This is a genomic window from Cereibacter azotoformans, assembly GCF_021391315.1.
GTDB classification, from domain to species: domain Bacteria; phylum Pseudomonadota; class Alphaproteobacteria; order Rhodobacterales; family Rhodobacteraceae; genus Cereibacter_A; species Cereibacter_A azotoformans.
Genome location: NZ_CP090021.1, coordinates 162331 through 175309, shown reverse-complemented (window position 1 = coordinate 175309; position 12979 = coordinate 162331). Strand labels below are relative to the sequence as shown.

The 12979-nt window shown below is 71.2% G+C and carries 10 protein-coding genes; 1 reads left to right on the top strand and 9 read right to left on the bottom strand.

Features of this window, described 5'->3' with window-relative positions; genetic code table 11:
* Positions 1 to 5: 5 nt before the first annotated feature.
* The 5 genes from LV780_RS00870 to LV780_RS00850 form a co-directional block, all read right to left on the bottom strand.
* Entirely contained in the window at positions 6 to 482 is a 477-nt protein-coding gene (locus LV780_RS00870) for an Hsp20 family protein (RefSeq protein WP_011907277.1), read from the bottom strand.
* A gap of 158 nt (positions 483 to 640) precedes the next feature.
* The gene (locus LV780_RS00865) at positions 641 to 1450 is read right to left on the bottom strand and encodes a trypsin-like serine peptidase (protein WP_108220016.1); all 810 of its coding nucleotides are present in this window, start codon (positions 1448 to 1450) and stop codon (positions 641 to 643) included.
* A gap of 50 nt (positions 1451 to 1500) precedes the next feature.
* The gene (gene glcF, locus LV780_RS00860; protein WP_108220015.1) at positions 1501 to 2802 is read right to left on the bottom strand and encodes a glycolate oxidase subunit GlcF; all 1302 of its coding nucleotides are present in this window, start codon (positions 2800 to 2802) and stop codon (positions 1501 to 1503) included.
* Between the two features lie 12 nt (positions 2803 to 2814).
* Positions 2815 to 3891 carry an FAD-binding protein gene (locus tag LV780_RS00855; RefSeq protein WP_108220014.1) on the bottom strand — a complete coding sequence of 359 codons (1077 nt, stop codon included), beginning with the start codon at positions 3889 to 3891 and terminating at the stop codon, positions 2815 to 2817.
* 64 nt (positions 3892 to 3955) lie between these two features.
* Positions 3956 to 5389, bottom strand: coding sequence for an FAD-linked oxidase C-terminal domain-containing protein (locus LV780_RS00850; RefSeq protein WP_011907273.1), 1434 nt, complete (start codon positions 5387 to 5389; stop codon positions 3956 to 3958).
* 81 nt (positions 5390 to 5470) lie between these two features.
* Here LV780_RS00850 and LV780_RS00845 point away from each other — a divergent pair, with 81 nt between their 5' ends.
* Positions 5471 to 6223 (top strand): DUF599 domain-containing protein, encoded by a 753-nt coding sequence (locus LV780_RS00845; protein WP_101340120.1) that lies wholly within the window; start codon positions 5471 to 5473, stop codon positions 6221 to 6223.
* Between the two features lie 16 nt (positions 6224 to 6239).
* Here the strand turns inward: LV780_RS00845 and LV780_RS00840 are convergent, their stop codons facing one another.
* Genes LV780_RS00840 through LV780_RS00825 form a run of 4 tightly spaced genes read right to left on the bottom strand, consistent with a single transcriptional unit; the run spans position 6240 to position 12953 of the window.
* Positions 6240 to 8306, bottom strand: coding sequence for a DUF7408 domain-containing protein (locus tag LV780_RS00840; protein WP_108220013.1), 2067 nt, complete (start codon positions 8304 to 8306; stop codon positions 6240 to 6242).
* Complete coding sequence (locus LV780_RS00835) at positions 8303 to 11068, bottom strand: DUF4159 domain-containing protein (RefSeq protein WP_108220012.1); 2766 nt, start codon at positions 11066 to 11068, stop codon at positions 8303 to 8305. Before LV780_RS00835 ends, LV780_RS00840 begins: the two co-directional genes overlap by 4 nt.
* Positions 11068 to 11940, bottom strand: coding sequence for a DUF58 domain-containing protein (locus LV780_RS00830; RefSeq protein WP_108220011.1), 873 nt, complete (start codon positions 11938 to 11940; stop codon positions 11068 to 11070). Before LV780_RS00830 ends, LV780_RS00835 begins: the two co-directional genes overlap by 1 nt.
* Positions 11937 to 12953 (bottom strand): AAA family ATPase, encoded by a 1017-nt coding sequence (locus LV780_RS00825; RefSeq protein WP_108220010.1) that lies wholly within the window; start codon positions 12951 to 12953, stop codon positions 11937 to 11939. Before LV780_RS00825 ends, LV780_RS00830 begins: the two co-directional genes overlap by 4 nt.
* Positions 12954 to 12979 lie beyond the last annotated feature (26 nt).

Here is a 12979-nt window from a genome sequence, read left to right as displayed (position 1 = left end):
ACGGATCAGGCCTCGTCCGGGTTCTTCACGGCCTCGATGGTCCGGGTGGAGGCCGCGTCACCGCGCGCGATCTCGATCCGGCGCGGCTTCAGCGCCTCGGGCGTCTCGCGCACGAGGTCGATATGAAGCATCCCATGCTCCTGGCTCGCGCCCGTCACGCGCACATGATCGGCCAGGGCAAAGCGGCGCTCGAAGGCGCGGGTGGCGATGCCACGGTGCAGGTAAGTCCGCTCGGACTCGTCCGCGGCCTTGCGCGCTCCGACATGGAGCGTGTTCTCCTTGACCTCGACGGCCAGTTCCTCGGGCGCAAAGCCCGCCACGGCGATCGAGATGCGGTAGGCGTTCTCGGCCGTCTTCTCGATGTTGTAGGGCGGGTAAGTCGGCTGGGCGACCTCGCTGGTCATCACCCGATCCATGAGATCGGCGATCCGGTCGAAGCCGACGGTGGCGCGGTAGAGCGGCGAGAAATCGTAGTTGCGCATGTTCATCCTCCTGGAAGCGATGCGGGTCGGCCCTCCCACCGGGGGACGGGCCCAGAAGCGCCGAGCCCGTTCCGGCACTCGGCAGGGGGAATCTGGGAAGGTCGCGCCAGCCTTTCAAGGGGTTCGCGGGCCAAGCCGGACGCTGCGGCGGCCGGGCCTCAGGGCGTTTCGGGACGCACGAACTTGGCGCCGCCCGATCCCGCACGCTCCATCCGCACCAGCGGCTGCACCCGGCGGATCAGGCCGTCACCCCGGTCGAACTCGGCCAGCACATCCTCGAGCGGATCCTCGATGTCGGTTCCCAGCGCGATGGGCCGTCCGTGCAGCTCGGCCTTCGCGGACACGACCGAGACCAGCCGCGGCGCCCCCTCGCGCATGGTGAAGACCGGCGCGCCGGACGAGCCGAAATCGACCGAGCAGGACAGGACGAGCGTGCCCGGCATCCGGCCGATCACGCGGCAGATCTCCTGCAGCGAGGGCGCCTCGGCCCGGCCCTGCGCATAGGACACCACCCCCACCCGATCCCCCGAGAGCGTGCCGCGGTCGATCCCGAAGGGCTGGACCGACGGCAGCCGGATCGGCTGGTCCAGCTCGAGCACGGCCAGATCGAAAGCCACGCGATCCACCGGATCCTGGCCGGAGTAGGCATAGTCGGGATGCACCACGGCGCGCCGCACATGACGGTAGGCGGCCGCGCGCCCGTTCCGCCATCCGGCAAGAAACTCGACCCGGTCCGGTTCGATCCGGCTGCCGCTGTCCTTCTCGAAGAGGCAATGGGCCGCCGTCAGCACGAGATCGGGCCGGATCAGCACACCCGTGCAGAAGCCGCGATCGCCGAGCAGAAGCTTGCCGACCGCGTTCCAGCCGCGGCTGTCGTCCCCGGTCTCGAGGCTGCGGAGCCTCGCCTCATCGGCCATCGCCGGCAGGGCGAGGCCGAGGGCCAGAGTGAGAATCGCGATCAGTCGCATGGCCGCTCCGGTAGCCGCTGACCAAGGGCTAGGCCTGCGATATGGCCATTTCAAGGCGGATCGTTGCCGAGGTCGAGCCTCCGGGGCTTTGGCCCGCCCGTCGCCCAGTCCAGCAGCTCGACCGTATGGACGACAGGCACCTCGGTGCCCGAACCGATCTGCATGATGCAGCCGATGTTGCCCGCCGACACCACGTCGGGCCGGCGCGCCTCGATGGTCGCGACCTTGCGGGCCTTCAGCTCGGCCGAAATCTCGGGATGAAGCAGGTTGTAGGTCCCGGCCGAGCCGCAGCAGAGATGCGGATCGGCCGGCTCGGTCACCTCGAATCCCGCGCGGATCAGCAGGTCCTTCGGGGTCTGCCGGATGCGCTGTCCATGCTGGAGCGAACAGGCCGAGTGATAGGCCACCCGCACCCCTTTGGGCGCTCCTTCGGGCAGGCCCAGCCGCTCGAGCAGTTCCGTGACATCCAGGGCCAGTGCCGACACCTCGGCCGCATCCGCCGCCAGGGGATCGTTGCGGAAGATGTGCCCGTAATCCTTGATCGTGGTGCCGCAGCCGCTGGTGTTGATCACGACCGCATCCAGGCCACGCGCCCGCTTTTCGGCCATCCAGGCGCGGATGTTGGTGGCGGCCAGCGCATGGCTTTGGTCGGCCCGCCCCATGTGATGGGTCAGGGCCCCGCAGCAGCCCATGCCCTTCGGGATCACCACCTCGCAGCCCAGCCGCCGCAGAAGCCGGATGGTCGCGTCGTTGATGTCGGTGTCGAGCGCCCGCTGCGCGCACCCCGTGAGCAACGCCACCCGCATCCGGCGCGGAGCCGTCGCCTCGAACACCTGCGGCCGGTCGTTCGGCGAGGCCTTCGGGATGTGGTGCGGGGCAAGGGCCAGCATCGCCTTCAGCCGCGCGTCGGGCATCAACCGGGCGAAGGGCCGGCCAAGCTGCGCCAGCCGCAGCGCCAGCCGGAACCGCCCCGGATAGGGCAGAAGCTGCGCCACGGTCCAGCGCATCAGCCGCTCCAGCGGCGGGCGGCGGTAGGTCTTCTCGATATGGTCGCGGGCGTGATCGACGAGGTGCATGTAATGCACCCCCGAGGGGCAGGTCGTCATGCAGGCCAGGCAGCCAAGGCAGCGATCGATGTGCTTGACGGTCTTCTCGTCGGCGGGGCGCCCCGCCTCGAGCATGTCCTTGATCAGGTAGATCCGGCCGCGCGGGCTGTCGAGTTCGTCGCCCAGCACCTGATAGGTGGGACAGGTCGCCGTGCAGAAGCCACAGTGGACGCAACTCCGCAGGATCTCGTTCGCGCGTGCGACGCCGGGATCCTTCAGCTGCTCGTCGGTGAAGTTCGTCTGCACGTGATTCTCCCGTCAGGCCATGAGACCGGGGTTGAAGAGACCGCGCGGATCGAATCGCGCGCGCAGCCCGGCGGCGATGGCCGCAAGCGGCCGCGGCTCGGGCTGGAAGACCGCCACCGGCGCCGAGCCCCGGATCAGGGTGGCATGACCGGCGAAGGGCGCGATCCGGGCCCGAAGGTCGATGCCCGGATCGCAGAGCAGCCAGACCAGTCCGCCGCCCCAGTCAAAGAGCGCCTCGCCCCCCGCCCGAGCGGCCACGGCCGGCGCGTCCGATGGCTTGAGCGACAGCCGCCAGACATCGCCTTCGCGGCCGTGGAAGGGCGCCACGTCGCGGATCGCCTCCCACGGACTCTCCACCTCCTCCGCCACGCCGAAGGGCGCCAACAGGGCGCGCAGCCGCATGGCCCGGTAGCGCACCGAGGCCTCGAACCCCTCCACCCGCAGGAAGGTCCCCCGCCCGGGCCAATGCGCCGCGGCCGACGGATCGAAGGGCGAGCCCAGCGCCGCCGCCATCGCCGCAACCGCCCGGTCGGGCGCCAGATCCGGCAAGGCCAGCGTGACGGTCGTCTCCGGCATCGGCAACAGCTTGAAGGCCACCTCGGTCAGAACCCCCAGCGTCCCATGACTGCCGGCCAGCAGCTTCACCAGATCGTAGCCGGTGACATTCTTCATCACCCGCCCGCCGTTCTTCACCACCTGCCCCGCCCCATCGACAAAGCGCACGCCGATCAGGCTGTCGCGGCAGGCGCCCGCCTGGATGCGCCGCGGCCCCGAGGCATTGGCCGCAACCACCCCCCCCAGCGTCGAGGCGCCCGCGCGCCCCAGAAGACCGCGCATGTCGGGCACCTCGAACGGCAGCCGCTGCCCCTCGCCCGCAAGCAGCGCCTCGATCTCCGCAAGCCGGCTTCCCGCCCCGGCCACCAGGGTCAGCGCGCCCGGCTCATAGAGCCGTACCCCCGCAAGCCCCACCGTCTCCAGCAGATCGCCCGCCGCGTGCCCGATCGCCCGCGTGCCGCCGCCCCGGATCCGCAGCGGGCCCGCCGCGCCCTGCACGATCTCCGCCAGTTCCTCCTCTGTCGACGGCCGCATCCTGCCCCTTTCATTCTGGTTCAAATATCCTGCGGGGGTCCGGGGGCGCAAAGCCCCCGGTGCCTCAGCCCGCACGCCGGACCCCGCTCGCCTCCAGCGGAAAGACCTTGGCCGGATTGAGCAGCCACCGCGGATCGAACACGTCCTTCACCCGCATCTGCGCCTCCAGATCCACCGGCGAGAACTGCACCGACATCAGGTCGCGCTTCTCGACGCCCACGCCATGTTCGCCGGTCAGGCAGCCGCCCACCTCGACACAGAGCTTCAGGATCTCGGCCCCGAGCCGTTCGCAGCGTTCCAGATCCCCCGGCCGGTTGGCGTCGAACAGGATCAGCGGGTGCATGTTGCCATCGCCCGCATGGAAGACATTGGCCACCTCGAGCCCCGCCTCGGCCGAAAGCTCGCCGATGCGCCGCAGCACCCGCGGCAGTTCCGTCACCGGGATCGTGCCGTCGAGGCACATGTAGTCGTTGATCTGCCCCATCGCCCCGAAGGCCGATTTCCGCCCCAGCCAGATCCGCCGGCTCTCCTCGTCCGAGCGGCTCTCGCGCAGCTCGACCGGATCGTGCCGCCGCGCGATCTCGACGATCCGGGCCAGCTGGTCGTCGATCTCTGCGGCCGAGCCCTCGACCTCGACGATCAGCAGCGCCTCGCAATCGGGATAGCCCGCCTTGGCGAAGGCTTCGGTGGCCCGGATGCAGGGCCGGTCCATGAACTCGATCGCCACCGGCAGGATGCCCGCGCGGATGATGTCCGAGACGCAGGCCCCCGCCACCTCGTTCGAGGCAAAGCCCATCAGAACCGGCCGCGCGCCCTCGGGCTTGGGCAGGATGCGCAGCGTGGCCTCGGTCACGACGCCAAGCTGCCCTTCCGAGCCGCAGATCACGCCCAGCAGGTCCAGTCCGCCCGCGTCGAGATGCGCGCCCCCGATCTCGACCACGGTTCCATCCATCAGCACCAGCGTCACGCCCAGCAGGTTGTTCGTCGTCACGCCGTATTTCAGGCAATGCGCCCCGCCCGAGTTCATGGCGATGTTGCCCGCGATGGCGCAGGCCAGCTGGCTCGACGGGTCGGGCGCGTAGAAGAAGCCATCCGCCTCGACCGCCCCCGTGACCGAAAGGTTGGTCCGGCCCGACTGGACCCGGATGAAGCGGTTGGCGTAGTCCGTCTCGAGCACGCGGTTCAGCCGCGCGACCCCCAGGATCACGCAATCGGCCGTGGGCAGCGCACCGCCCGCAAGCGACGTGCCCGAGCCGCGCGGCACCACCGGCACCCTCTCTTCGTGGCAGACCCGCAGGACCGCCGCCACCTCATCGGTCGAACGCGGCAGGACGGCGGCGAGCGGAGGGCAGCGGTAGGCCGTCAGCGCATCGCATTCATAGGCGCGCGTCTCGGCCTCGTCATGCACCACCGCATCCTCGGGCAGCACGGCCAGCAGGCGCTCGACGATGCGGGACTTGCGAGCCAGAACGCCCGCGTCCGGTGGCGGCATGTGCATGGCGATCCTCCCTGGCGTGGTCAGCTTTTATAACCAATTTTACCTCATGGCAACAGCGCGCGCTTGGCTTATCGTGCCGCCATGCTGATCAACCTGTCCGCCGCGCTGATGCCGCTCGACCTCCTGGCCGTCTCCCTCCTGCTCTTGGCTTGGGCGGGCACGGGCTACCTGTGCGAGAACCCGCCCTCCGGTCGCCCCTCGGTCTCGGTGCTGATGAAGGACCATCGCCGCACCTGGATGCGGGAAATGGTCAGCCGCTCGCCGCGGATCTTTGACGCCAGCGTGATCGACAGCCTGCGGCGCGGGACGGCCTTCTTTGCCTCGGGCTCGATGATCGCCATCGGCGGCGGCATGGCACTGATCGGCAACCGGGACCGGCTCGAGACCCTGGTCGAGGATCTGACGCTGGCCACCGATGCGGTGCGGCTCGAGCTGCGGGTGATCCTCGTGCTCTTCATCGTGGCCAACGCCTTCCTGAAGTTCGTCTGGGCGCATCGGGTGTTCGGCTATTGCGCGATCCTGATGGCGGCGGTGCCGAACGATCCCGAGGACGCACGCGCCTATCCGCTGGCGGCGCAGGCGGCCGAGGTCAACATCAACGCGGCGCGCAACTTCAACAGCGGCCTTCGCGCGGTGTTCTTTGCGCTGGCGGCAATCGGCTGGCTCCTGGGCCCCGTGGCACTGATCCTGACGACCCTTGCGACCAGCTTTGCGATCCTGCGCGCCGAGTTCCTGTCCGGCACCCGCGCCGCGATCCTCGACCCCAGCGGGCTCGATCCGCGCCTGCTCTACCCGCCCGGCTTCGGCCCGCGCCCGCCGGACCTCCGGGACTGATCCGAAGGCGGCCCGGTCAGGCCCTGCGGCCAAAGCGGCCCTCGCGCAGCCAGGCGCCCAGGGCGAGGCTCGCGGCCAGCAGCAGGTAGAGCCAGCCGGGCAGCAGCGCCGCCACCCGCACATCCTGCGTGACATGGGCGCCGCGCGGGGTGATCCCGATCCAGCCCCGCCCCGCCGCCACCCGTCCTTCGCGGACCGCCCGGATGTCCGGCGCCCCCTCCTCAAGCCGGAGCGTGCCGCCATTCGTCGGCCCGATCACCGGCGCGAGCCTGTCGCCGCTGGCAATCGTTTCCTCAAACTCGCGCGGGGCCGAGGGGCCGACGGCGATCACCGCCCTCTGCTCGCCCTGGGCCAGCCGGTAGACCCCCATCTCGGGCGCCTCCCATACGACGCTCCAGCGGCCGGGCGCCGTCTCCTGCATGGAAAGCGTCGTCTCCGCGCCATCGGGGCCGGTGATCGTCACCTCGCCCGGATCCTCGCCGATCGTGCGGCGCGTGATGGTCATCCGCGCCCCCTCGCCCGCGGCGATCAGCGCCTCCTCCTCGAGGTCGGGCTCCTTCATCATCCAGTGCGCCAGCCGCCGCAGCAGTTCGAGCTGCGGCCCGCCCCCCTCGTAGCCCCGCCCCCAGAGCCAGATCTGATCCGAGGCAAGCACGGCGATCCGACCCTCGTCCACACGGTCGAGCACGAGGAGCGGCCGGTCGCCGGCCCCGTTCATCACCACCTGACCCGAGGTGGCCGACAGTTCGATCTGGCGGAACCAGCGGCCCCAGCCGCCCTCTGGGGCCTGCGCCTCGAGCCCCTGAGTCACCGGATGCTTGCGGCCCACGTCGGTCAGGGTCGGGCGGAAGCCGCCCTCGGTCACGCGGCTGGTGGCCTGCACCGGCATCACGTCCGCCAGCGGCGAACGCCAGAGGCTGTCGGCCGAGCCGAACTCGGGCCCCGCGGCCACCAGAACCGTGCCGCCGTTGCGGACATAGTCCCGCACATTCTCGAGGTAGGAGGTCGGCAGAATCCCCCGCAGCCGGTAGCGGTCGAAGATGATGAGGTCGAACTCCTCGATCTTCTCGACGAACAGTTCGCGGGTCGGGAAAGCGATCAGCGACAGCTCCGAGACCGGGATGCCGTCCTGCTTCTCGGGCGGGCGCAGGATGGTGAAATGCACCAGATCCACCGAAGCGTCCGACTTCAGCAGGTTGCGCCAGACGCGCTCGCCCGCATGGGGCTCGCCCGAGACCAGCAGCACCCGCAGCCGGTCGCGCACGCCGTTGATCTGCACCACGGCGGAATTGTTGCGGTCTGTCAACTCGTCCGGCGAGGCCGCCACCTGGAACTGGAGGACGTTCATGCCCCCGTGCGGCAGCGTCACGGGCAGTTCCAGATCCTCGCCCACCGGCACGCGCACCGTCTGCGGCTCGCCCCCGTCGATCGAGATGGTGAGGTCGGCCGAGGTCCCGGCCGAGGCGGGCACCCGCCCCTGATCCTCGATCCGCAGCACGAGCGAGACCGGCTCGCCCAGGATCGCGAAGGCCGGCGCGTTGCGGATCACCAGCCGGCGGTCCCAGTCCTCCTCGTGGCCGGTCAGCAGCACATGGAGCGGCGCGGGCATCTGCGGCGCAAGCTCGAGGTCATGGACCTGCCCGTCGGTGATCAGGATGGCCCCCGCGATGCGCGCCCGCGGCTCTTCGGCCAGCGACTCGGCAAGGGCGGTCATCACGAGAGAGCCCTCGTCGCCTTCGCCATCGCCCACCCGCACCACGCGCAATTCGGTATCGGGCAGGGCCCGGATCTCGGCCTCGACCGCCGCCAGCGCCGCCGCGCTCTGGGCTTGGCGGTCGCTGATCCGCTGGCTTGCGCTTTCGTCCACCACCGCGATCACGATGTCGGAGAGCGGCGCGCGATCCTCTTCCTGCAGCGCGGGATTGGCCAGCGCCACCAGCAGCACGCCGAGCGCCAGCCCGCGCAGCCACCAGCCCGAGAGACCGCGCCAGAGCGCGAACGCCACCATGACCGCCCCGAGGGCGGCCAGGGTCCAGATGACGGCCCAGGGCAGGATCGGGTCGAAGACGACGCTTCCGGTCATTGCCCGAGCCTTTCCAGCAGCGCCGGCACATGAACCTGGTCGGACTTGTAGTTGCCCGTCAGCACATGCATCACGAGGTTGATCCCGAAGCGCCAGGCGATCTCGCGCTGCCGGTCGCCCGCATAGCCGCGGCCCACGGGCAGAAGCTCCATCCCGCGCTCGTCCACCGCCCAGGCCGAGGCCCAGTCATTGCCGCCGATCACCACCGGCGTCACGCCGTCGTTGAGATTGCGGAAGGGCATCCCCTCAGCCTGCTGGGCATCGGGCGGTGCGGCCTCGACCCAGACGGGCGCGTTCTGGTAGCGGCCGGGGAAGTCCTGCAGCAGGTAGAAGGTGCGGGTCAGGACATGATCCTGCGGGATGGTCTCGAGCGGCGGAATGTCGAGCGGGGCCGCCAGCTGCTGCAGACGCCGCGCCTCGGGGGTGGAGCCACCGCCCACGCCCGCGTCACGCGTGTCGAAGAGGATCATCCCGCCGGTGCGCAGATAGGCGTTGAGGCGGCTGTAGGCCTCGGCCGAGGGCATGGGCTGACTCGCCGTCACGGGCCAGTAGAGAAAGGGGAAGAAGGCCAGCTCGTCCCGCTCGATGTCGAGACCCATCGGCGCGCCGGGCTCGACCGACGTCCGTTCGCGCAAGCGGAGGCCGAGGCCGCGGAGGCCCGCCTCGGCCACGCGGTTCACCTGCGCATCGTCGGTCTGGACAAAGGCGAGGTGAACCTCGGCCGTGGCCTCGACGGCGAACGTGTCGTCGGGCGCATCGGGATCGGCCTGCGCCCGCGCCTCGCCTGCGCCAAGCGCGAGGCAGGCCAGCAGCGCCGCACCCCGCACCGCGCCCATGCCCGACCCGAGCCGGCCCGAGACGAACAGCGCCGCCAGCACGTCGATCAGCAGAAGCCCCAGCGCCCCGGCGAGGAACGCGCCCTTCAGGGCCTGTTCCTCGGTGGCCTCGAGCCCTTCGACGGGGATCCGGTCGGGCCAGGTCGTGGCCACCAGCTCGGTCTCGGGCCCGACCGCGTTCAGCGCCACCCGCCGGTCCGTGCCCGCATAAAGGCCGGGCGGCAGCGCCGGCCCCGGTGTGCCCTCGGCGAGACGCTCGCCCGCCACACCCGCCACCTCGCCCGAGTCGCGCGGCGTGCCGAACCCGTCGAGCACCACCTCGGGCACCCAGACCTGCCCCGCCAGATCGGCCGCATCCGGCGCGGTGGGGCGGGTCGAGACGGCCAGCCGTTCGAGCATCTGCACGAAGAGGCCCGAGAGCGGCAGGCTCGACCATTCGGCATTGGCCGTGACATGGACCAGCACCACCTGCCCCTGCCCCACCGCCTTGCGCGTCACAAGGGGCGTCCCATCGGCCAGCGAGGCGATGGTGCGCTGGCCCAGCTCGGGATCGGGCTGCGCCAGAACCTGCGCCGACACCGACACTTCGGGCGGGACCGGCAGGCCGTGGAAGGGCGAGCCTTCGGGGAAGGGCGCCAGCGTCTTTGGCTCACCCCAGCTCATCGCGCCGCCGACCGTGCGGCCGCCCTCGCGCAGCCGCACCGGCAGCAGGGGATCTTCGGTCATCCGGCTCACGTCCGACGAGGCCAGTTGCGGGCCGGCGAAGCGCAGCAGCAACCCGCCGCTGTCGAGCCAGTCGAGGATGGCATCCTGCTCGGATTGCGTGAGGCGCGCGACATCGGCCAGCACCACCACGTCCGGGCTGGCCAGCAGCACATCCTGGAGCGATCCGTCGATCAGGTCGGCCACCGGCTCCAGCGCCTGCCGCAGATAGTGGGTCGGCGACAGAAGCTGAAGCTGCTCGCGCCCCGCGCGGCCCGCGATCAGCGCCACCTTGCGCCGCTTGAGGCTGTCGTCGGTCAGGCTGACGGCGCCCGCCGACCGCACGCCCGCAATCTCGAAGCGCGAGATGCGGTTGCGCAACTCGGGCGGGAGCGAGAGCGCGGCACTGGCCTCGTCCGAACCGGCGCCGAACTCGACCGTGGCACGGGCCAACTCGCGCTCGATCCCGGCGGGGTCGAGGCCGCGGGCCAGAACCTCGACCGTCACCGCGTCGGCCGCCGGTTCGCGCAGCGCCGTCAACTGCACGGCCCCGTCGGCAAAACCCGCGGGGCGCAGGGCGAGGACAGGGCGCGGGCTCTGGAACAGGGTCACCGGGCCACGGGACTCGAGCGCCACCAGCAGCGTCTCGCGCCCCGGATGATCCAGCCCGTCCGACAGCCAGAAGCTCTGGAACCGGCCCTCGGGCAGCGCCTCGGCCCAGGGGCCGAGGTCGGGTATCCAGGGATGCGGGGCCAGGGCCGCCAGCCGGCCCTCCCATGCGCCCGCGCTCTGGAAGGCGGGGGGCTCGGGCCGGTCGGTCAGACGCACCACCGCTACGGGGCGGCCGTCGCGGCCAGCCTCTTCCACCAGCGCCGAGGCGCGCTCGATCCGCCGCGGCCAGTCGCGCGCGTCGGCCCAACTGCCATCGAGCAGGATCAGGAGCGGCCCGGTTCCGGGCTCGCGCACCTGCGGATTGAGCACCGGCCCCGCAAAGGCCACGATGGCCGCCGCCACGGCAAGCATCCGCAGCAAGAGAAGCCACCAGGGGGTCTTGTCGGTCTCGGTCTCGTCGTCGGTGAGGCCGAGCAGCAGCGCCACCCCCGGAAAGCGCCGCCGGATCGGCGCTGGCGGCACGGCGCGCAGCAGGAGCCACAGCACCGGCAGCAGCACGAGCCCCAGCAGGATCCAGGGCGCGGTGAAACCGACGGGGCCCAGGATCCACATCAGGAGGTGCGCTCCAGCGCGCGATAGAGCCAGAGCAGTGCGGGCAGCGCCCCCTGCCCGGTGTGGTGGCAGTGATAGTGCCAGCCCGAGGCCCGGGCGAGCGTCGCCAGACGATCCTTGCGCTGCGCCAGCCGCTCGAGATACCGGGTGCGCAGGTCGCCCGCGCGCAGCGTCTCGTGGCGCAGGCTGCCGCCCATCGACTCGAAGATCGTGCGCCCGTCAAAGGGAAAGGCCTCTTCGGCGGGGTCCAGGACCTGCAGAAGCGCGCCGCGGACGTCGCGATCCGCCGCCCGCTCCAGCGCGCGCTCGATCGCCTCCAGGTCGCCCAGGAAGTCCGAGATGAACACCATCCGCCCGTGCGCCACGAGGCCTGCGAGGTCGGGTCGGCCGTAGTCCGAGGCGCCCTCGTCGGCCAGCGCATCGGCAAGACGCAGGATCTGCGACCGACCCGAGCGGGGCCGCGCGATCTCGCCGGCCAGCCCCACCCGCTCGCCGCCGCGCAGCAGCAGCACGGCCAGCGCCAGCGCCACCAGCCGGGCGCGGTCGGATTTCGGCTCGCGCGCACGGTCGCCCGAGAAGGACATCGAGCGCGACCCGTCCACCCAGAAGAGCACGGTCTGCGCCGCCTGCCATTCACGCTCGCGCACGAAATGGCTGTCCGAGCGGGCCGAGCGGCGCCAGTCGATCATGCGGGCGCTGTCCCCCTCATGGGCGGGGCGGTACTGCCAGAACTCGTCGCCCATGCCCGCCCGCCGCCGCCCGTGCTCGCCAAGGATCACGGTCGCGGCGAGATGCTCGGCCGAGGCCAGAAGGGGCGGCAGGGCCTGCCCCAGCGCCTCGGCCCGCGGGCGGAGGGCGAGGATGTCGCTCACTGGGCCGCCCAGTCGGCCGAGCCGTCGCCCATTTGCCGCGTGACGACGCGATCAATCACCCCGGCAAGGCTCTCGCCACGCGCCCGGGCCGCGAAGTTGAGCTGCATCCGGTGGCTGAGGACAGGCCGGGCCAGCGCCGCCACATCCTCGACCGAGGGCGCCAGCCGCCCCGAGAGCAGCGCCCGCGCCCGCACCGTCAGCATCAGCGCCTGCGCCGCCCGCGGCCCCGGCCCCCACGAGAGCACCTCGGCCAGCCCCGCGCCCTCGGGCTCGCCGGGTCGGCAGGCGCGGACCAGATCGAGGATCGCCTCGACCACCGCATCGCCCACCGGCATCCGCCGCAGAAGGCCCTGCGCCGCGATCAGCTCTTCGCCGGTAAAGACCTGATGCACCTGCGCATCCTCGGCGCCGGTGGTGGCGATCAGGATCTCGCGCTCGGTCGCCCGGTCGGGGTAATCGACGTCCACCTGCACGAGGAAGCGGTCAAGCTGCGCCTCGGGCAGGGGATAGGTGCCCTCCTGCTCGATCGGGTTCTGGGTCGCCAGCACATGGAACGGCCGGCCCAGCGGGCGATGCTTGCCGGCAATCGTCACCTCGCGCTCCTGCATGGCCTGCAAGAGCGCCGACTGGGTGCGGGGACTGGCGCGGTTGATCTCGTCGGCGAGCAAGAGCTGGCAGAAGATCGGCCCCTCGATGAAGCGGAAGGCCCGCGCGCCGTCGGCGGTCATGTCCAGCACCTCGGAGCCGAGGATGTCGGCGGGCATCAGGTCGGGCGTGAACTGGATGCGGTTGCCCTTCAACCCCATCACCGTCGAGAGCGTGTCCACCAGCCGCGTCTTGCCCAGCCCCGGCAGGCCCACCAGCAGCGCGTGCCCGCCGCAGAGCATCGCGCCCAGAACAAGCTCCACCACCCGCTCCTGGCCGATGAAGCGGCGGGAAATGCTGGCCTTGGCCTCGGCCAGCTTCGCCTCAAGCGCTTCGATCTCGGCAACAAGTGCAGCGGCGTCGGCCATGACAACTCTCCCGGGGGCGTTATATG